General features: G+C 56.1%; 20 protein-coding genes and 1 pseudogene. 9 read left to right on the top strand and 12 right to left on the bottom strand.

From position 1 onward, the window contains the following. Nucleotides 1–13: 13 nt before the first annotated feature. The 4 genes from Q1L34_RS07205 to yfbV all read right to left on the bottom strand — a co-directional run bounded on the left by Q1L34_RS07205 (nucleotide 14) and on the right by yfbV (nucleotide 3,630). Nucleotides 14–1,846 (bottom strand): SLC13 family permease, encoded by a 1,833-nt coding sequence (locus Q1L34_RS07205; protein ID WP_015583791.1) that lies wholly within the window; start codon nucleotides 1,844–1,846, stop codon nucleotides 14–16. A 76-nt stretch (nucleotides 1,847–1,922) separates the two neighbouring features. After that, nucleotides 1,923–2,582, bottom strand: a complete 660-nt coding sequence (locus tag Q1L34_RS07200) for a sugar phosphatase (protein WP_015583790.1) — start codon at nucleotides 2,580–2,582, stop codon at nucleotides 1,923–1,925. 11 nt (nucleotides 2,583–2,593) lie between these two features. Next, entirely contained in the window at nucleotides 2,594–3,088 is a 495-nt protein-coding gene (locus Q1L34_RS07195) for a YfbU family protein (RefSeq protein ID WP_004865120.1), read from the bottom strand. Between the two features lie 86 nt (nucleotides 3,089–3,174). Continuing rightward, nucleotides 3,175–3,630 (bottom strand): terminus macrodomain insulation protein YfbV, encoded by a 456-nt coding sequence (gene yfbV / locus Q1L34_RS07190; protein ID WP_015583789.1) that lies wholly within the window; start codon nucleotides 3,628–3,630, stop codon nucleotides 3,175–3,177. Between the two features lie 337 nt (nucleotides 3,631–3,967). On the opposite strand from yfbV, the gene ackA reads away from it, so the two are divergent. Further along, nucleotides 3,968–5,170 carry an acetate kinase gene (gene ackA, locus Q1L34_RS07185; protein ID WP_004865128.1) on the top strand — a complete coding sequence of 401 codons (1,203 nt, stop codon included), beginning with the start codon at nucleotides 3,968–3,970 and terminating at the stop codon, nucleotides 5,168–5,170. 199 nt (nucleotides 5,171–5,369) lie between these two features. Continuing rightward, a complete protein-coding gene (gene pta, locus Q1L34_RS07180) occupies nucleotides 5,370–7,514 on the top strand; it encodes a phosphate acetyltransferase (RefSeq protein ID WP_015583788.1) in 2,145 nt (714 codons plus the stop codon). A gap of 109 nt (nucleotides 7,515–7,623) precedes the next feature. On the opposite strand, the gene yfcD is transcribed toward pta, so the two are convergent. From yfcD to Q1L34_RS07160, 4 genes are all read right to left on the bottom strand, one after another. Beyond that, nucleotides 7,624–8,175, bottom strand: coding sequence for an NUDIX hydrolase YfcD (yfcD, locus tag Q1L34_RS07175; RefSeq protein WP_015583787.1), 552 nt, complete (start codon nucleotides 8,173–8,175; stop codon nucleotides 7,624–7,626). 58 nt (nucleotides 8,176–8,233) lie between these two features. Then, nucleotides 8,234–8,785: a phosphodiesterase gene (gene yfcE / locus Q1L34_RS07170; protein WP_048023234.1), complete on the bottom strand. Its 552-nt coding sequence runs from the start codon at nucleotides 8,783–8,785 to the stop codon at nucleotides 8,234–8,236. Between the two features lie 56 nt (nucleotides 8,786–8,841). After that, nucleotides 8,842–9,486 (bottom strand): glutathione transferase, encoded by a 645-nt coding sequence (gene yfcF / locus Q1L34_RS07165; protein ID WP_015583785.1) that lies wholly within the window; start codon nucleotides 9,484–9,486, stop codon nucleotides 8,842–8,844. A 96-nt stretch (nucleotides 9,487–9,582) separates the two neighbouring features. Next, nucleotides 9,583–11,001 (bottom strand): aldehyde dehydrogenase family protein, encoded by a 1,419-nt coding sequence (locus Q1L34_RS07160; RefSeq protein ID WP_327204424.1) that lies wholly within the window; start codon nucleotides 10,999–11,001, stop codon nucleotides 9,583–9,585. A 103-nt stretch (nucleotides 11,002–11,104) separates the two neighbouring features. On the opposite strand from Q1L34_RS07160, the gene Q1L34_RS07155 reads away from it, so the two are divergent. The 7 genes and pseudogenes from Q1L34_RS07155 (at nucleotide 11,105) to Q1L34_RS07130 (ending at nucleotide 15,668) form a co-directional block, all read left to right on the top strand. Further along, entirely contained in the window at nucleotides 11,105–12,019 is a 915-nt protein-coding gene (locus Q1L34_RS07155) for a LysR family transcriptional regulator (RefSeq protein WP_015583783.1), read from the top strand. Between the two features lie 71 nt (nucleotides 12,020–12,090). Next, complete coding sequence (yfcG, locus tag Q1L34_RS07150; RefSeq protein ID WP_015583782.1) at nucleotides 12,091–12,720, top strand: GSH-dependent disulfide bond oxidoreductase; 630 nt, start codon at nucleotides 12,091–12,093, stop codon at nucleotides 12,718–12,720. Nucleotides 12,721–12,786: 66 nt separating this feature from the next. Beyond that, a complete protein-coding gene (gene folX / locus Q1L34_RS07145; protein ID WP_015583781.1) occupies nucleotides 12,787–13,149 on the top strand; it encodes a dihydroneopterin triphosphate 2'-epimerase in 363 nt (120 codons plus the stop codon). A gap of 18 nt (nucleotides 13,150–13,167) precedes the next feature. Further along, on the top strand, nucleotides 13,168–14,061 hold the full coding sequence (locus Q1L34_RS07140) for a TIGR01777 family oxidoreductase (RefSeq protein WP_015583780.1): 894 nt from the start codon (nucleotides 13,168–13,170) through the stop codon (nucleotides 14,059–14,061). 217 nt (nucleotides 14,062–14,278) lie between these two features. Next, nucleotides 14,279–14,530: pseudogene (locus Q1L34_RS28380) on the top strand (DNA-binding protein); the annotation flags it as partial. A gap of 6 nt (nucleotides 14,531–14,536) precedes the next feature. Next, entirely contained in the window at nucleotides 14,537–15,103 is a 567-nt protein-coding gene (locus Q1L34_RS07135; RefSeq protein WP_032718026.1) for a hypothetical protein, read from the top strand. A gap of 67 nt (nucleotides 15,104–15,170) precedes the next feature. After that, nucleotides 15,171–15,668 (top strand): GNAT family N-acetyltransferase, encoded by a 498-nt coding sequence (locus Q1L34_RS07130; RefSeq protein WP_032718027.1) that lies wholly within the window; start codon nucleotides 15,171–15,173, stop codon nucleotides 15,666–15,668. 42 nt (nucleotides 15,669–15,710) lie between these two features. Here the strand turns inward: Q1L34_RS07130 and hisP are convergent, their stop codons facing one another. From hisP to hisJ, 4 genes are all read right to left on the bottom strand, one after another. Continuing rightward, complete coding sequence (gene hisP, locus Q1L34_RS07125) at nucleotides 15,711–16,484, bottom strand: histidine ABC transporter ATP-binding protein HisP (protein WP_015583777.1); 774 nt, start codon at nucleotides 16,482–16,484, stop codon at nucleotides 15,711–15,713. Nucleotides 16,485–16,491: 7 nt separating this feature from the next. Beyond that, nucleotides 16,492–17,208 carry a histidine ABC transporter permease HisM gene (gene hisM / locus Q1L34_RS07120; RefSeq protein ID WP_004865184.1) on the bottom strand — a complete coding sequence of 239 codons (717 nt, stop codon included), beginning with the start codon at nucleotides 17,206–17,208 and terminating at the stop codon, nucleotides 16,492–16,494. Next, the gene (locus tag Q1L34_RS07115; RefSeq protein ID WP_015583776.1) at nucleotides 17,205–17,891 is read right to left on the bottom strand and encodes a histidine ABC transporter permease HisQ; all 687 of its coding nucleotides are present in this window, start codon (nucleotides 17,889–17,891) and stop codon (nucleotides 17,205–17,207) included. The genes hisM and Q1L34_RS07115 overlap by 4 nt, the downstream gene beginning before the upstream one ends. Nucleotides 17,892–17,957: 66 nt before the next feature. Next, nucleotides 17,958–18,740, bottom strand: a complete 783-nt coding sequence (hisJ, locus tag Q1L34_RS07110) for a histidine ABC transporter substrate-binding protein HisJ (protein WP_015583775.1) — start codon at nucleotides 18,738–18,740, stop codon at nucleotides 17,958–17,960. Nucleotides 18,741–18,881 lie beyond the last annotated feature (141 nt).

The following is an 18,881-nucleotide window of genomic DNA, read 5'->3' as shown; positions in this document are numbered from 1 at the left end:
TGTGCCGAAGCGGTTAAAACGGAAACAGCATCGGAACGAGCAGCACGCAAACCACCATCACCAGGACGGTGAACGGCACGCCAATCTTCACAAAATCGCTGAAGGTATATTTTCCCGGCCCCAGCACCAGCGTATTTACCGGTGAAGAGACCGGCGTCATAAAGGCAGCCGAAGCCGCCATCGCCACCACCATGGCAAAAGGATAAGGCGAGACGTCCATGGATTTCGCCGCCGCCAGGGCTATCGGCGCCATCAGCACCGCCGTGGCAGTGTTGGAAATAAACAGACCAATAGTGGCGCACATCACGAACAGACAGCCCAGCATCACGTAAGGGCCTTTGCTGCCGGCAACATCCATCAACCCTTCCACCACCAAATCGACGCCGCCGGTTTTTTGCAACGCCAGCGCAAAGGGCATCATCCCGACGATTAATATAATGCTTGGCCAGTGAATCGCTTTATAAGCGCTCTCAGCATTAATACAGCGGAATTTACCCATCAGCAGGCAGGAAATAATCGCCGCTATCGGGTTGGGGATCTCGTCGGTGAGCATCAGGGCGACCATCAGGACCAGGCAAAAGATAGCGTGCGGAGCCTGGCTGTGCGCGGGCGAGGCATCGTTCACCTCCACGGGCATATTCAATACGACGAAATCGCGACCGCGTTTCGCCAGCAGGGCTATCTGGCGCCAGTTTCCGACCACCAGCACAATATCGCCAAGCTGCAAAGACTCGTCGACGACCGACCCATCCATGGCTTTACCGTCGCGCTTCAGGCCGACAATATTGAGCCCAAAGCGGGTGCGAAAACCGATCTCGCGGACCGTTTTACCGATCAGTTCCGAATCCGGAATCAGCGCGACTTCGGCCATCCCCACATCCAGCGCCTGATCTGAAAAGTATTCGCCGCGCAGTACCATCGGTTCAAGCATTTGCTCGCCGCAGAACTGGCGTAAATCAACGTCTGACGCGGACATGTCGATCAGCAGCACGTCGCGGGCACGAAACTCGGATACACCGTTCACATTGACGATAACCCGACGAAAACGGCGCCAGCGCTCTACGCCGATCACGTTGGCGCAGTAGCGTTCACGCAGCTTGAGGTCATCAAGCCGCTGGCCAATCATGGGAGACCCCGGACGAATGGCCAGACGGCGGGCCCGGCCGGTCAGGTGGTACTCTTTGATTAAATCGCGAAAGGTGCTCCTTTTCCGCCCGTCCCGCGCGTGGTCGCTCTCCCCGCCTCTGAGCATAAAGCGCACCGCCAGCATATAGACGACGCCCAGCAGCAGCACCACCAGGCCAATCGGCGTGACGCTAAAAAAGCTGAATCCATGCAGCCCTTCACGTAACAGCTCGCTGTTCACAACCAGGTTAGGCGGCGTAGCCACCAGCGTCATCATCCCGCTGATTAGGCCAGCAAAGCTTAGCGGCATCATCAGGCGCGATGGCGAGGTATTCATCCGCATGGAGACGCTGAGAACCACCGGAATAAAAATAGCGACCACGCCGGTCGAGCTCATAAACGCGCCAAGCCCGGCGACGGTCAGCATCAGAAAGACCAGCATTTTCGTTTCGCTGTTGCCGGCCACGCTCACCAGCCAGCTGCCGACTTTGGTCGCCACCCCGGTACGGACCAAACCATCGCCGATAATAAACAGCGCCGCAATAAGGATCACGTTCGGATCGCTAAAACCCGAGAACGCTTCGCTGAGCGTCAGCGTATCGCTGAGGACAAAGGCGACAATCACCAGCAGCGCAATCGCATCCATGCGCACTTTCCCACTGGCAAAGAGCACAACCGCGACGGCAAGAAGAGACAACACCCAAATCAGTTCACCGTTCACAACCTATCCTTGTCTGAAGATGGAGCTGGAATTTTTGCATAAAAAAGCCCCGGCCATGCGGGGCTACGTCATGAGATTAGTCTTTAACCGTCACATTCACCTTCCCGTCCGACGTGCGGACGACAGCCAGGTTTTCGAGGGAGGTTAAGACCAGATCCGCCTCGTTCAGACGCGGCGCATCTGCCGGTACGTTCACCGCGATTGTCCGGCAGCCTGCCGTCAGGCCGGAAAGCAAACCGGCGGGCGCGTCCTCGACCACGACGCACTCTTGCGGCGCCAGCGCTAAGCGTTCCGCCCCGAGCAGATAGGCATCCGGGGCCGGTTTACCCTGTTTCACCTGCTCAGCCGTCACAAAAACGCGGGCATTTGGCAGGCCCGCCGCGCGATGGCGCGCATGGGCAACAGGTACCGAACCGGAAGTGACGATAGCCCATGGGATCGCGGCTTCATCGAGAGTAGTCAGCAGCGCCACCGCACCCGGCAGGGCAGTGATTCCATCGGTATCCGCCGCTTCAACCGCTTCAAGCCAGCGGAACTCCGCCTGCACTTCCTCTTCGCTGCGCCCCGGTAGAAAATGGCGTAAAGAGGTTATCGCCTGCTTGCCATGAATGAAGTTCAGCACCTCATCGTGCGGGATGTCGAAACGATCCGCCCATTTGCACCACGAGCGCTCCACTACAGGTAATGAATCGACTAACGTCCCGTCAAGATCAAACAGGAAACCTTTACACTGCACGGAAACCTCCATCAGGCATTAATAATTTGATTAATTTCGTTGCTGCTTAAATGGTACTGACGCGGGCAAGCGTGCCAGGCGTTGAGCATGCGCTGGTATTTATCCCACATCGGCGTCTGTGAGTTAAAGCCATGGGTGCCGGCGTCAAAGTGGCTGTAGCGCCCCTCAACGTTGACGATAAAGCGAACATAGCCGAGGAAGCGCGCTTCGGTTGCAACATCAAATCCGAGGAAGGTGACCCGGCGTTCGTCGATTTCACTTGCGTCCTTCAGGTTCGTCCAGGAGACATGCAGCGCATGATACATTTCCATAATATCGATGATGGTACGGCAGGTTTCTTCCGTCAGTTGGCCAAACTCGCGATCCAGTTCGCGCATTTGCAATCCGTATCCACGCTCGATGATGGTCTGTAGACGGCGGTAACGTTCAGCGTTGTCCGGGTCGAGCATCGTCATCATCTTGTACTGATTAGATAAAATCAGACGCTGCGCATTGGTCATTTCCATTTTTTGACTCCTGTAGCACTTTACGGCGTGAAAAAAGAAGGCGCATTAATCATGCGCCTTCTTTTATATGCGTTTTCCTTAGTGAATTACAAATCATCAAGGAAAGTTTTATCCAGTTGTTTGAAGGCGCGCTTAAGCGTGTCAGCTAATGCCTGATAATCTGGCTTACCCTCGACCGGCGCCAGCGCCTGTCCTGCGTCCTGCAATTTGCCACGCACTTCATAAAACCAGTTCAGTACCGACGGCGGCAGCGGCGTCACCGAACGCTTACCCAGCCACCATAATCCCTGCATCGGCAAACTCAGGGCAAACAGCGCCGTCGCCACCGCCGGACCCAGCTGCCCACCCAGCGCGATTTGCCAGCACAGCGTAAAGACCGCGATCGGCGGCATGATGCGGATAGCGTAACGGGTTGCGCGAATAATGCGGTTTTCAATAAATACCGGGGCGAGGCGTTTGTCCAAAGGCCAGGTCTTTGCGTAGTGCTGCCCGCGGCGGAACAAGCTAAAGAAGCTGACGGGACGATTATCGGGGGTCGACATGGCTTTACCTCAACTTTACATATAAAACTTAAAAAATTCGTGCAAAACACCAACTGTGCATGACAACGTTCAAAACATTTTGGCAATGGCTGCGGCAATCAGGTATCCTGTGCCCGCCTGAAAGGGCGATAGACCCTTTGACCAGGTTAGTCAAATTATCGCACATTCTGCCATTGGCTGAAAATTATCCAAAATGGCATAAAATCAAATGTACTTCTCCCATCGTGCCCGAAAACAGAACAAGGCATGATGTTAATCATAAATGTCGTTGTCATCCTGCGCTACGCTTTGTGACACACTGACGTTTTTTTAGCCACGTATCATAAAAGGTACTTCCATGTCGAGTAAGTTAGTACTGGTTCTGAACTGCGGTAGCTCCTCACTGAAATTTGCTATCCTTGATGCCGTAAACGGTGACGAATATCTGTCTGGTTTAGCCGAATGTTTCCATCTTCCTGAAGCACGTATTAAGTGGAAAATGGACGGCAGCAAACACGAAGCAGATTTAGGCGCTGGCGCCGCTCACAGTGAAGCGCTTAACTTTATCGTTAACACTATTCTGGCACAAAAACCAGAACTGTCTGCTCAGCTGACCGCAATCGGCCACCGTATTGTTCACGGTGGTGAAAAATACACCAGTTCCGTGGTCATTGATGATTCCGTTATCCAGGGCATCAAAGATTCCGCCTCTTTCGCTCCGCTGCACAACCCGGCTCACCTGATCGGTATTGCTGAAGCGCTGAAATCATTCCCGCATCTGAAAGAGAAGAACGTTGCCGTGTTCGACACCGCGTTCCATCAGACTATGCCGGAAGAATCCTATCTGTATGCTCTGCCGTACAGCCTGTACAAAGAGCACGGCGTACGTCGCTACGGCGCGCACGGCACCAGCCACTTCTACGTGACTCAGGAAGCGGCTAAAGTCCTGAACAAGCCGGTTGAAGAGCTGAACATTATCACCTGCCATCTGGGCAACGGTGGTTCTGTATCCGCTATCCGCAACGGTAAATGCGTTGACACCTCTATGGGTCTGACCCCGCTGGAAGGTCTGGTCATGGGTACCCGCTCTGGCGACATCGACCCGGCTATCATCTTCCACCTGCACGACTCCCTGGGCATGAGCGTTGATGCTATCAACAAAATGCTGACCAAAGAGTCTGGCCTGCTGGGTCTGACCGAAGTCACCAGCGACTGCCGTTATGTTGAAGACAACTACACCGATAAAGCCGATGCTAAACGTGCAATGGACGTTTACTGCCATCGTCTGGCCAAGTACATCGGTTCCTACACCGCGCTGATGGACGGTCGTCTGGATGCCGTTATCTTCACCGGTGGTATCGGTGAAAACGCAGCAATGGTTCGTGAACTGTCTCTGGGCAAACTGGGCGTTCTGGGCTTCGAAGTTGATCACGAGCGTAACCTGGCTGCCCGTTTCGGCAAGTCTGGCTTCATCAACAAAGAAGGCACCCGCCCGGCTCTGGTCATCCCGACCAACGAAGAGCTGGTTATCGCGCAAGACGCCAATCGTCTGACTGCCTGATTCCACACCGCCAGCGAAACCCTAAATAATTCGAGTTGCTGGAAGGCGGCGACCCACAGAATCTCCGGTCACGTACAGGTAGTACGTGACCGGGGTGAACCAGGAAAGCCAACGCACATGCAACTTGAAATATAACGGGAAGCTGGTGGTGCAGTTTTGTATCCCGCCTGATACTGGCGGTAACGAAAGAGGATATATCGTGTCCCGTATAATCATGCTGATCCCGACCGGAACCAGCGTTGGCCTGACCAGCGTCAGCCTCGGTGTTATCCGTGCAATGGAACGCAAAGGCGTTCGTCTGAGCGTCTTTAAACCTATCGCCCAACCGCGCGCTGGCGGCGATGCGCCAGACCAGACGACCACCATCGTTCGTGCTAATTCAAGCCTTCCGGCCGCCGAGCCGCTGAAGATGAGCCACGTCGAGTCGCTGCTGTCCGGCAACCAGAAAGATGTGCTGATGGAAGAGATCATCGCCAACTATCACGCCGCGACTCAGGATGCAGAAGTGGTGCTGGTTGAAGGTCTGGTCCCGACCCGTAAACATCAGTTTGCTCAGTCTCTGAACTTCGAAATCGCCAAAACGCTGAACGCGGAAATCGTCTTCGTGATGTCTCAGGGTACCGACACCCAGGAACAGCTGAACGAACGTATCGAGCTGACCCGCAACAGCTTCGGCGGCGCGAAAAACACCAACATTACCGGTGTTATCGTCAACAAGCTGAACGCACCGGTTGACGAACAGGGTCGTACCCGTCCCGATCTGTCGGAAATCTTCGATGACTCTTCCAAAGCGAAAGTCGTGAAGATCGATCCGGCTCAGCTGCAGTCTGGCAGCGCGCTGCCGGTTCTGGGCGCGGTACCGTGGAGCTTCGATCTGATCGCAACGCGTGCGATCGATATGGCTCGCCACCTGAATGCCACCATCGTCAACGAAGGTGACATCAACACCCGCCGCGTGAAGTCTGTCACCTTCTGCGCGCGCAGCATCCCGCACATGCTCGAACACTTCCGTGCCGGTTCTCTGCTGGTGACTTCCGCAGACCGTCCTGATGTTCTGGTCGCCGCCTGCCTCGCCGCCATGAACGGCGTTGAAATCGGCGCGCTGCTGCTGACCGGTGCTTACGAAATGGACGCGCGCGTCAGTAAGCTGTGCGAACGTGCATTCGCGACCGGCCTGCCGGTCTTTATGGTGAACACCAACACCTGGCAGACCTCCCTGAGCCTGCAGAGCTTCAACCTCGAAGTTCCGGTTGACGATCACGAGCGCATTGAGAAAGTTCAGGAATACGTTGCCAACTACATTAACGCTGACTGGATCGAGTCTCTGACCGCGACCTCCGAACGTAGCCGCCGCCTGTCTCCGCCGGCCTTCCGCTACCAGCTGACCGAGCTGGCGCGCAAAGCGGGTAAACGCGTCGTTCTGCCGGAAGGTAACGAGCCGCGTACCGTTAAAGCCGCAGCAATCTGCGCAGAACGCGGTATTGCGACCTGTGTCCTGCTGGGTAACCCGGATGAGATCAACCGCGTTGCTGCCGCTCAGGGCGTCGAGCTGGGCGCTGGTATCGAAATCGTCGATCCGGATGTGGTTCGCGAAAGCTACGTCGCTCGTCTGGTCGAACTGCGTAAGAGCAAGGGGATGACCGAAGCGGTTGCCCGCGAGCAGCTGGAAGACAACGTCGTTCTCGGCACGCTGATGCTGGAACAAGACGAAGTCGACGGCCTGGTTTCCGGCGCAGTTCACACTACCGCCAACACCATCCGTCCGCCGCTGCAGCTGATCAAAACGGCACCGGGCAGCTCTCTGGTCTCTTCCGTGTTCTTCATGCTGCTGCCGGAACAGGTTTACGTTTACGGCGACTGCGCCATCAACCCGGATCCGACCGCAGAACAGCTGGCTGAAATCGCTATTCAGTCCGCCGATTCCGCCATCGCTTTCGGCATTGAGCCGCGCGTAGCGATGCTCTCCTACTCCACCGGTAATTCTGGTGCCGGTAGCGACGTCGAAAAAGTTCGTGAAGCGACCCGTCTGGCACAGGAAAAACGTCCTGACCTGATGATCGACGGCCCGCTGCAGTATGACGCGGCGGTGATGGCTGACGTGGCGAAATCCAAAGCGCCAAACTCGCCGGTTGCCGGACGTGCGACCGTGTTCATCTTCCCGGATCTGAACACCGGTAACACCACTTACAAAGCCGTACAGCGTTCTGCTGACCTGATCTCCATCGGGCCAATGCTGCAGGGTATGCGTAAGCCGGTAAACGACCTGTCTCGTGGCGCGCTGGTAGACGATATCGTCTACACCATCGCCCTGACCGCGATTCAGTCTTCTCAGCAGCAGCAGTAATTTAGCACTGAGATCAAAAAAGGCAGCCCGATGGCTGCCTTTTCTTTTGCTCGACTTCCGTGCCGAATCGACATCTGAGCGGTGACGACTTCCCGATGCCTGGCAAAAGCTACTCTTTACCCTCATCGTCAGAGTCCGCGTAGTCATTCCCGGCATTGCGCGTCATCCACAGCGCCAGCGCTTTTAATGAATCCGGGGTGAATTCATCGCAGCGAGCGGTAATCTCTTCCGGCGTCAGCCAGCACACTTCGCTCACCTCCTCTTCCTGCAAGGCAAAGGGGCCGTGCGACACACAGCTAAACAGGCTTCCCCAGACGCGACAATGCTTATCTTCGTAATAGAACTGGCCATGATCGGCGAACGGCACGCCGGCAATCCCCAGCTCTTCTTCCGCTTCCCGGCGAGCCGAATCCAGCAGCTGCTCATCGGCCTGCACCACGCCGCCGGCGGTAGCATCCAGCATGCCCGGCTGGAAATCTTTGGTCTCGGTACGACGTTGCACCAGGATTTTGCCCATCCCATCATGAACAACAATATAGGTTGCCCGATGACGCAGGCACTGCGCGCGCATTTGCTCGCGGCTGGACTGTGCTATCACCTCATTGTTTTCATTAACAATGTCTACCCATTCTGTGCTTGCCAAATCGTTCTGTTCCGCCATCAGGAAACCTTACTTTTGAAAGCGCTCTCGCGGCGCGTCTTTACGGTTGGGGGGTAAATTACGGGTTAATTGCAACCTCTGCAATAACCTGATGATCATCAAGTGCTAAAACCTGTAGTCGGTCCCCTTCCAGGAGGCCGTAGCTGGCGGAAAATCCCCCTTTGGGAATGCTGACCGAGCCGGGATTGAAGAGAAAAATATCGCCGCGATTCTCGGCTACCGGAATATGAGTATGACCATAAACCAGGACATCGCCAGCGGCGAGAGGAGGCATTTTTTCGGGGCTGTACAGATGCCCGTGGGTCAGAAACAGGCGGGTGCGTTCGCTCAGCACCTGCTGCCAGGGCGCAGTGATGGGGAAGTCCAGCAGCATCTGATCGACTTCGCTGTCGCAGTTACCGCGAACGGCGATCACCCGTTGCGCGACGCCGTTGAGCTTCACAGCAACGTCCGCCGGCGCATAGCCTTCGGGTAACGCATTCCGCGGCCCATGGTTCAGCACATCGCCAAGAATAATCAGCCACTGCGCCCCACTTTGCGCGAACCGTTCCAGAACGCGTTCAGTAGCGGGCAGGGAACCATGAATATCCGATGCAAACATCAGCTTCATTTCTTCCGTCTCCACGCATTTCGATGCGCCTATGATAGCGGAACCGCTGCCTCGAATCAGCCCGCGCGTTTAGCTGACAGTGCGACAAAACGCTGAACCGACGCCCGCTGCCACTGGAATGTCGCATAGTCCGCCAGCGGCTCCGGGACCGCATCACCGTTAAGCACCAGCCGGTTGATCATCAGGGCAAGATCGGTATCGGCAATCGACCACTCCCCGAACAGATTATTGCCGCCGTGGGCCAGCAGTTCAGACGCGGTTTCGAATAATTTGTCCGCGCTTTTACGGCCCGCGGCGCTAAGCTCCGGTTTCTTTTGCCCCGCGAATACCACGTCGGTAGATCGCTCCTCGCGAATGGGCATCAGATCGCTGCGCAGCCAGGCTTGCACCTGCCGCGCCCGGGCCCGCTTTTGCAGATCGTGGGGATAGAGCCGCTCCCACTCCGGCGGTGCGAAACGTTCATCCAGATACTCGCTAATCGCGGACGATTCGCTAAGCGCGAACTCCTCCACTTCTAACAACGGCACGCGGCGGGTCACGGTATAACCTTTCCAGCCAGGCTGCTGGTTTTCGCCGCTATCGAGATCGATGGTTTTGAGAGCAAATGGCAGGCTTTTTTCCTGCAGGGCAACGTAGACGGACATCACGTACGGCGAGAAAAAACGCGAATCGGACCACAGGGTAATGACGGGCTGGCTCATGGCATCCTCAATAAATTATGGGGCGATAAGTCAACATATCCTGTCTTTTAAGGGATGTCACTTACCGCACCATGAGGATTTTGCATCCCCTGACGGCTAGCCGATGATCATCGTTTTCGGCTCCAGATAAGCCTGCATTCCCCATTTGCCCATTTCACGTCCCAGCCCGGATTGCTTGAAGCCACCGAACGGCGCCTGCGGTTCATGTTCAAGGGTATTGACCAGCACGCGCCCGGACTCTATCGCCAGCGCAACCTCCTGACCACGCTGCCGATCGCCGCTTAATACCAGGGCGCTCAGGCCATAGGTCGTATCGTTGGCTATCGCGATGGCTTGCGCCTGATCCTGATAGGGAATCAGTACCAGCACCGGGCCAAAGATCTCTTCTCGCGCAATGCGCATCTGGTTGTGGACATCGCTGAATACGGTCGGTTTCACGCACCAGCCTTTTTCCATTCCCTGCGGTCGCCCTTCACCGCCGATAAGCAATCTTGCCCCCTCCTGCTGCCCCAGGCGAATATAATCCTGCACCCGTTGCCACTGTTTCCGGCTGACCATCGGGCCAATTGTCGTCTGCGCGTCGTGCGGATCGCCGGAGATATAGTCCGCCATCGCCTGCACAATAGCCTGTTCAAACTCCGCCAGACGCCCGGCGGGCACCAGAATTCGCGTCCCGGCGATGCAGGCCTGCCCGCTATTCATAAATCCGGCCGCCAGCGCCAGCGAAACCGCCTGCTGCATATCGGCATCATCCAGAATGAGGGTCGGTGATTTACCACCAAGTTCCAGCGTGACGCGTTTCAAGGTTTGCGCACCGCTGGCGATAATATGTTTCCCTACGGCGGTAGAACCGGTGAAAGAAATTTTAGCAATATCGGGATGATAGTTAATAATATCCCCCACCACTTCGCCCCGTCCGGTCACGATGTTAACGACTCCGGCGGGGATCTGCGCCGCGTGCAGCGCTTCGGTGACGATCTGCGTCTGCCAGGCGCTCATCTCGCTGGGTTTAATCACCGCCGTACAGCCTGCCGCCATCGCCGTCGCCAGCTTGCTACAGATAAAACCAGCATCGCTGTTCCACGGCGTAATCAACCCCGCCACGCCGACCGGCGTCATCACAACCTGCGCACGCCCCGCCGGTTCAACAAATTCGAAGCTCGCCAGCGTCTCCATCGCCTGTTTAATGGTTTGCGCCGGCCATGCCGCCATCCATTGCGAGCGCGAAGCCGGGGCGCCATATTCGGTCACAATCGCCTCACGTAAATCCGCCTCTCTCGCCCGGACGGCCTGGTACATCCGCTCAAGGACATCCAGACGCTGCTGTTTCGTCGTCCGTGACCAGCAAGGAAACGCTGCTTTTGCTGCGGCAATCGCGCGCCGGGCATCCTCTTCATCCGCCAGCCGTGCCTGGCCAATCACCTCTTCCGTCGCCGGGTTGAACAGCGCAAAGGTTTCGCTGCCGTGCGGGGTGACAAATTCACCGTTGATATAAATTTTATCGATGTGCAGCATATTCGTCTTCCTCATTGATTTGATGAAGGGAAGTATAGAGTCGACGTATTGCCCCGATAAGAGGGTATAATCAACACAGCCTGTCACGAAAATCGGGATAATTATGCACCGTAGCGGTCTGACTGAACTGGAAGTCCTCCTTGCCGTAGCCCACCGCCAGAGCTTCCGAGCGGCCGCCCGGGAGCTGGGCATGTCGGCCACCGCTATCAGCAACGCCGTCGCCGGACTGGAGGCGCGGCTCAACGTACGTCTGTTTAACCGTACCACCCGCAGCGTTGCGTTGACGGAGGCCGGGCGACGCTACGTCGAGCGCGTGGCGCCTGCGCTGGCAGAAATTCAGCGCGCATCGGAAGAGATTGCCACTCAACCGGAAATGCCGACCGGTACACTGCGCATCAATGCGCCACGCGAGAGCGTTGCCCTGCTGTTCGGGCTGTTCGATGCCTTCCTCAAGCGCTACCCGGACATGCGTCTCGACATCACCACCGAGTCCCGGCTGGTCGATATTGTCGCCGAGGGTTACGACGCCGGCATCCGCCTGGCAGAGTCGCTGCCGCAGGATATGATTGCCGTTACGCTGACGCCCGATGTGCGGATGCGTATCGTCGGTACGGCGGAATATTTTGCCCGCTGCGGCATTCCGCACAGCCCGGAAGATCTGCTGCATCATCAGAGCATCGGGATGCGTATGTCGCACGGCGGTCTCTATCACTGGGAGCTGGAGCGCCAGCAACAAAAGCTGACGGTTAACGTCCCGCCGCGTATTACCCTCAGTGAAATGGGCGCCATCCACCGTGCGGTACTTGCCGGCCTCGGCCTGGCCTTTATCTCGGACTGGTTTATCAAAGAAGATCTGGCCTGCGGCAGGCTCGTCAGCGTGATGGATGAGTGGTGTCCGTCGTTTGCCGGCCTACGCCTCTATTATCCCGGCCGCCGCCACGTTCCGCCCGGGCTGAAGGCTTTTATCAGCCTGGTGCACGAGTTACGCGACCGTCCCGATCCTGCCGGCAAAATTTAGCGCCCCTCCTCCCGGATAGCGGCAGGTCGCCTATACTCGAACACGTGCGACCTACGACGGCGGGAGTCACCATGATCGACCTTTACTACGCACCCACCCCTAACGGCCAGAAAATCATTCTCTTTCTCGAAGAGGCGCAGCTGGCCTATCGCCTGATTCGGGTCGATATCAATAAAGGGGAACAGTTTCGCCCGCAGTTTCTCGCTCTCTCGCCGAATAATAAAATTCCCGCTATCGTCGACCACCTCCCCGTCGACGGCGGAGCGCCGCTCGGCCTGTTTGAGTCCGGGGAAATCCTGCTCTATCTGGCGGAAAAATCAGGAAAACTGCTTAGCGGTGAGCTGCGCGAGCGCCATACCACGCTACAGTGGCTGTTCTGGCAGGTCAGCGGATTAGGCCCTATGCTGGGGCAGAATCACCATTTCAATCACAGCGCGCCGCAGGCGGTGCCCTATGCCATCGAGCGTTATCAGGTCGAGACCCAGCGGTTGTACAACGTACTGAACCGTCGTCTGGAGGTCAGCCCATGGCTCGGCGGCGAACATTACAGTATTGCCGATATTGCCTGCTGGCCGTGGATTCGCGCCCACCCTCGCCAGCGTATTGATCTCGCGCATTTTCCGGCGATTCATAACTGGTTTGAACGCATTCGTCAGCGTCCGGCCACCGGGCAGGCGCTGATAAAAATACAACACCAATAACCCCCCTGCTCGCATGGCTTGCTTTCATGTATGATTGCGGAAATGACAACACGGAGGAAGCCTGCAATGTCCCAGCCAGACGCCATTATTCGTATAAAGAACCTACGCTTACGTACTTTTATCGGAATCAAAGAAGAAGAAATCGCTAACCGCCAGGATGTGGTGGTCAATGTTGCGATTCACTACCCGGCGGAGCGGTCACGCAACAGTGAAGATATCAACGATGCGCTGAATTACCGCACGATTACCAAGCGTATCATCAGCCACATTGAGAATAACCGCTTCTCGCTGCTGGAAAAATTAACTCAGGATGTGCTCGATATCGCATGCGAACATCACTGGGTCACTTATGCTGAAGTTGAGATCGATAAACTTTATGCACTGCGCTACGCCGACTCCGTCTCAATGACCATGAGCTGGCGGCGCTAAGCTTCTTAGGGAGGCGCTATGAGGATTCTGCTTACTGGCGGTACCGGCCTGATTGGCCGGCATCTGATCCCCCGGCTGCTGGAGCTTGGGCATCACGTAACGGTATCAACGCGCAGCCCGGAAAAAGCGCAAACCCGGCTGGATGCCCGCGTCACCTTGTGGCGCGGCTTCGAAGGCCATCATCACCTCAATGAGATTGATGCCGTCATCAATCTGGCAGGCGAACCTATCGCCGACAAACGCTGGACGGCGGAGCAAAAGCAGCGTCTGTGTCACAGCCGCTGGGATATCACTCAAAAGCTGGTGAATCTGTTCAACGCCAGCGATACGCCACCCGCCGTGCTGATCAGCGGCTCTGCCGTAGGCTTTTACGGCGATCTCGGGGAAGTTGTGGTGACCGAAGATGAGCCGCCGCACAATGAATTTACCCACAAACTCTGCGCCCGCTGGGAGCAGCTGGCCTGCGAGGCGCAAAGCGATCGCACCCGCGTCTGCCTGCTGCGCACCGGCGCGGTGCTGGCGCCGACGGGCGGGATCCTGGCCAAACTGATGCCGCTCTTCAGGCTTGGACTCGGCGGCCCTATTGGTAACGGCAGGCAGTATCTGGCCTGGATTCATATCGATGATATGGTCAACGGCATTCTGTGGCTGCTGGATAACGATCTCAGCGGGCCTTTCAATATGGTTTCCCCTTATCCGGTCCGCAATGAACAGTTTGCCCATTCTCTCGGGCATGCGCTGAATCGTCCGGCAATTTTCCGCGTACCGGCAACGGCGATTCGCCTGCTGATGGGAGAGTCGTCGGTACTGGTGCTCGGCGGGCAGCGGGCGTTGCCCCGGCGCCTGGAGGATGCCGGTTTTGGCTTCCGCTGGTACGATCTGGAAGAAGCGCTGGCCGACATGCTGCGCTAGTTCATTTCGCTCAGGGAGATCGCATCGGTCTCCCTGGACGATTATCTTGTGGAACCCACCTCGCAGCGCGTAAAACGAGCCCGTTTAGCCCCGCCTTAATTGTGAATTCGCTTCCGGTGAATCTCCTCTCACTCTGTCATAACCCCCGCTCTACAACTCAACACCCCCAACCGTTGACAATCGTCAACACCTCATTCAGGATGACCAGGACCCAGCGATGAAGGAACATCCGGATAAACATATCAGAGCAGCCATTGACTACGCGCTGGCGCAGGTCTGGATTTTTCACCCTGGCGGCAAAAGCGCCCACTGTTTTGGCCGATTAATATGCGGTATGGCCCATCATCCGGAGCATATGATGAGCATCTGGAGTACACCTGCGGTACCCATTAACCACGCCCGGCAACTCATCAGAATGGTCGACCGCTGCCAGCCGCCTACAGCGAATAAAATTCACCACCAGAAGGATTTAGCCATGGCGCTGTATAATTTTACGCTCACCCTCTCCGGCGTCACTGTTCATACCGAGGGGCTTGAGGATGCGCTGCATACGGCAGGCTGCGCTGATGCGCTGGTCTGTTTTTACGGAACCGCGGTCTATCTGGAGTTCGCTCGCGAAAGCGACTCTCTCGAGCGGGCCATTCTGTCAGCCATTGCCGATATCGAATCCGCACCGGCTCTGAACGCGCGGGTCGAATCCGTCGATTCCGCGCTGGTAGGATTAAGCGATATTGCCGAACTCGCCGGCCTGACGCGACAGGCCATTGCCCTGCTGAAAGATGGCGCGAGAGGTTCGGGCCAGTTTCCGGGACCGGTACAGCGCGTTAAGGGCAATTCGCCGCTGTGGCGCTGGAAAACCGTCGTCAGATGGCTGGTTATGGAGGGACGTCTTGCCGAAGACTCACCGCTGGTCGCCCACGCGGCAGTACTGGATAACCTCAACCTGGCGTTACAATTGAGGGCTACGCCAGAGAGCAAAACCGTGCTGCGCTACCTTCGCGGGCTCGAAAATCAGCGCCAGGCTTCGCCGACGGTCGGTTAGACGCGTAAACATTCCGGCGCTTTATGGTGTTAAGGTGGCGGAGTCATTCACCTTTATGGACTGCTTTATGACAATACTCACTACCCCGCGCCTGCGCCTCTCGCCGTTTAGCTTATCCGACTGGCCTTTTTTCCTCCGTCTGCGTCGCGATCGTCAGGTCATGCGCTTTATGGGTGAAATGCTCGATGAACCCGCGCTGCGTACCCTGTTTGCCGCGCGCTGCGCGGATCCCGGCGTGTTTGTGCTGCGCGATAAAAAAGGTGTGGCCATCGGTGATATCGGCCTGCGCATCAGCAGTAAAAATCCGCATGAAGCCGATGTCGGATATGCCCTCATCCCGGAGGCGCAGGGTCAGGGATATGCCAGTGAAGCGCTGCGGGCGATATGTGATTACGGCTTTAGCCAGCTCGGCGTCAATGCCATCAACGCCTGGGTACTGGGTGACAATATCGGGTCGGCGCGTCTGCTGGAAAAACACGGTTTTGTGCGGATTCAGGTGCTGGAAAAAGCCTACCACCTGAACGGCGTCGATTACGATGACTGGGTATATCGGCTGGAGCGGTAATCTGCTCCCGGCGAGCGGTTTCGCCGGGAGAGACAGCAAGGCTTACTTCAAGGAGCCTTTCAGGAACTGCTGCAGGCGTGGGCTTTTCGGATTGCCGAACAGCTCATCCGGATGGCCTTCTTCTTCAATCTTGCCCTGATGCAGGAAAATGACGTGCGAAGAGACATGGCGCGCAAAGCCCATTTCATGGGTCACTACCACCATGGTTTTGCCCTCCTCCGCCAGCTTCTGCATGATACGCAGCACTTCCCCGACCAGTTCAGGATCAAGCGCGGAAGTCGGTTCGTCAAACAGCAGCACATCGGGCTCCATCGCCAGCGCACGCGCAATGGAGACGCGCTGCTGCTGACCGCCGGAGAGATGCACCGGGTATTTGATCTGCTGGCGCTCATCGATACCCACTTTCGCCAGATATTTCACCGCCCGCTCGCGCGCTTCCTGCTTGCTCAGCCCGAGAACCTGAATCGGCGCTTCCATGACGTTTTCCAGCACCGTCATATGGCTCCACAGATTGAAATGCTGGAACACCATCGTCAGGCGCGTACGCAGCAGACGCAGCTGGTTTTTATCCGCGACCTTCAGCTGGCCGTCTTTGTCGCGAACCAGACCAATATTCTGCCCGTTAACCACTATGGTGCCTTCGCTGGGCTTTTCCAGGAAGTTAATGCAGCGCAAAAAGGTACTTTTACCGGAACCCGATGAACCGATAATGCTGATAACGTCTCCGGCTTGCGCCCGTAACGAGACGCCTTTCAGCACCTCATGCTCGCCGTAACGTTTATGGAGATCGATAACATTTAATTTATTGTCGGACATGGCGGTCTCAATGCGTCGAAGAAGGTTTTATATGCTGCAACCAGCGCTTTTCCGCCTTGCGGAACAAGCTAATCAGCACATACGAAATAATTAAATAGAGCACCGCGGCAATCCCGAAGGCGGTGAACGGCTGATAGGTCGCCGAGTTAATATCCCTGGCGATTTTCAGCAGATCCGGCACGGTGGCAGTAAAAGCCAGCGCGGTGGAGTGCAGCATCAGAATCACTTCGTTGCTGTACGCTGGCAGCGCGATACGCAGCGCAGACGGCAAAATAATGCAGCGATACATTTTGACCGATGAGAAACCATAGGCCCGCGCCGCTTCAATTTCCCCGGGAGGGACGGAACGGATCGCCCCGGCAAAAATCTCCGTGGTATAGGCGCAGGTATTGAGCGTTAAGGCCAGCACCGTACAGTTGAGGCCGCTGCGGAAAAAGGCGTTCAGCAGCTCGGTGCCTTTGACGATTTCCAGCGTATACATCCCGGAGTAAAACACCAGCAGCTGTACGTACAGCGGCGTACCGCGGAACACATAGGTAAACAGCCAGATCGGAAACTGAATGTATTTATTGCTAGAGACACGACCGATAGCGAGAAATACTGCCAGTATGCCGCCCATCACCACCGAGGAGATCAGCAGCCACAGCGTGATAGCCACCCCGGTAAAGCGATAGCCGTCGGTCCACAGCAGCGATTTCCAGTACTCCTGAATAATCTCAATCACAGGTCAGCCCTCTTCACGCCCACGGAGTAACGGCGTTCAAGCAGCAGCAGTACACCATTGGAAACTGTGGTAAACACGAGATAAACCAGACCGCAGACGATCGCAAAGTAGAACGGCTGCCAGGTACTTTTCCCCGCCAGCTGGGTGGCTTTGACCACATCTTCCAGCCCCAGCAGAGAGACCAGCGCCGTTGCCTTGAGGATAACCTGCCAGTTGTTGCCAATTCCCGGTAACGCATAGCGCATCATTGCCGGAAAGAGGATCCGCCGGAAGGTCTGCCCGTTGCTGAAGCCAAAGGCCGTCGCCGCTTCGATGTGTCCTTTCGGAACCGCCATGAAAGCGCCGCGGAAGGTTTCAGTAAAATAGGCACCGTAGATAAAGCCCAGCGTAATAATCCCCGCGACCATTGGGTCAATATCAAACTGTGATAGTCCCAGTGCGTCGGTGAGCGTATTCAGCGCAATCTGCAGACCGTAGAAAATCAGCAGCATCAGCACCAGATCGGGCACGCCACGAATTAGCGTGGTGTAGCCTTCAAATACCAGCGCCAGCGGTCGATTGCTCGATAGCTTAGCTCCGGCACCCGCCAGACCAATGAGGACCGCCAGCACAACCGAACTAAGAGCCAGCTCCAGTGTGACAAGAGCGCCCTGTAAAATAACCTGTGAAAACCCGTACAGCATGCTGTCTGCCCTGTCTGTCATCGACCATCACGCGCCAATATGCGCGCGATGGGGTACGTATGATGCTTAGTCACCGTACACGTTAAAATCGAAATATTTTTTTGCCAGCTTGTCGTAGGTGCCATCTTTGCGCATATCCGCGAAGGCTTTATTTAACGCCTCGCGCAGCTCGTTGTCCTCTTTACGCAGGCCCATGCCGGTACCGACGCCAAACAGTTTTTCATCCTTAATCGACGGACCGCCAAACTGGTAATCTTTACCAACAGGCTGTTTGAGGAAGCCTTCGCTCGCGGCGACTTCATCCTGGAACGCCGCGTCGATGCGCCCGGCGGTCAGGTCGGAATAGATATTGTCCTGGCCCTGATAAGAGACAATTTCAATCCCTTTCGGTGCCCAGTGCTCATTACCATAGGTCTCCTGGGTGGTCCCCTGAAGCACACCGATACGCTTGCCTTTCAGTTTCGCGAGATCCGGCGTGATATCACTGCCTTTTTTCACAACCAGACGGGAATCTGCAGCGTAAAGTTTGTCGGTGAAAGCAATTTCCTGCTGACGTTTTTCGGTAATGGACAACGAAGACATAATCGCATCGATTTTCTTCGCTTTTAAAGAGGGGATCAGCGCATCCAGCGGGTTTTCAACGAAGGTACATTGCGTATTGATACGCTTACACAGCTCTTTTGCCAAATCGATGTCAAAACCAATCAACTGACCCTGCGCATTTTTCGATTCGAACGGGGCATAAGTTGGATCGGTACCGATACGTAGTTTTTGCGGAATGGCTGCGAATACCGTGCTAACGCTGGAAAGGGCCAGCGCTAAAGAAAGAGACAACGCCAGTTTTTTCATAACTATCCTCAACAGACTGTCATTCTAACGAGTTTATTAGAAGTACTTACGGCAGTTATCGTGCCATTATTCGCCCCGGTAAGGCAAAGCATTCTGCGCCCGGAAGCCAATTATTTCGCACCATAAACGCTTAACTATGCA

Origin of the sequence: Klebsiella ornithinolytica, from assembly GCF_030505655.1 — a bacterium.
Lineage (GTDB): Bacteria > Pseudomonadota > Gammaproteobacteria > Enterobacterales > Enterobacteriaceae > Klebsiella > Klebsiella ornithinolytica.
Note: the sequence above shows the minus strand (reverse complement) of the source record. Positions and strands in the feature narration are given on the sequence as shown.

Coding starts and splice junctions, on each gene's coding strand:
- Q1L34_RS07195 (WP_004865120.1), bottom strand. CDS start 3,088: ATGGAAATGACCAATGCGCAGCGTCTGATTTTATCTAATCAGTACAAG.
- yfbV (WP_015583789.1), bottom strand. CDS start 3,630: ATGTCGACCCCCGATAATCGTCCCGTCAGCTTCTTTAGCTTGTTCCGC.
- ackA (WP_004865128.1), top strand. CDS start 3,968: ATGTCGAGTAAGTTAGTACTGGTTCTGAACTGCGGTAGCTCCTCACTG.
- yfcD (WP_015583787.1), bottom strand. CDS start 8,175: ATGGCGGAACAGAACGATTTGGCAAGCACAGAATGGGTAGACATTGTT.
- yfcE (WP_048023234.1), bottom strand. CDS start 8,785: ATGAAGCTGATGTTTGCATCGGATATTCATGGTTCCCTGCCCGCTACT.
- yfcF (WP_015583785.1), bottom strand. CDS start 9,486: ATGAGCCAGCCCGTCATTACCCTGTGGTCCGATTCGCGTTTTTTCTCG.
- Q1L34_RS07160 (WP_327204424.1), bottom strand. CDS start 11,001: ATGCTGCACATCGATAAAATTTATATCAACGGTGAATTTGTCACCCCG.
- Q1L34_RS07155 (WP_015583783.1), top strand. CDS start 11,105: ATGCACCGTAGCGGTCTGACTGAACTGGAAGTCCTCCTTGCCGTAGCC.
- yfcG (WP_015583782.1), top strand. CDS start 12,091: ATGATCGACCTTTACTACGCACCCACCCCTAACGGCCAGAAAATCATT.
- folX (WP_015583781.1), top strand. CDS start 12,787: ATGTCCCAGCCAGACGCCATTATTCGTATAAAGAACCTACGCTTACGT.
- Q1L34_RS07140 (WP_015583780.1), top strand. CDS start 13,168: ATGAGGATTCTGCTTACTGGCGGTACCGGCCTGATTGGCCGGCATCTG.
- Q1L34_RS07135 (WP_032718026.1), top strand. CDS start 14,537: ATGGCGCTGTATAATTTTACGCTCACCCTCTCCGGCGTCACTGTTCAT.
- Q1L34_RS07130 (WP_032718027.1), top strand. CDS start 15,171: ATGACAATACTCACTACCCCGCGCCTGCGCCTCTCGCCGTTTAGCTTA.
- hisP (WP_015583777.1), bottom strand. CDS start 16,484: ATGTCCGACAATAAATTAAATGTTATCGATCTCCATAAACGTTACGGC.
- Q1L34_RS07115 (WP_015583776.1), bottom strand. CDS start 17,891: ATGCTGTACGGGTTTTCACAGGTTATTTTACAGGGCGCTCTTGTCACA.
- hisJ (WP_015583775.1), bottom strand. CDS start 18,740: ATGAAAAAACTGGCGTTGTCTCTTTCTTTAGCGCTGGCCCTTTCCAGC.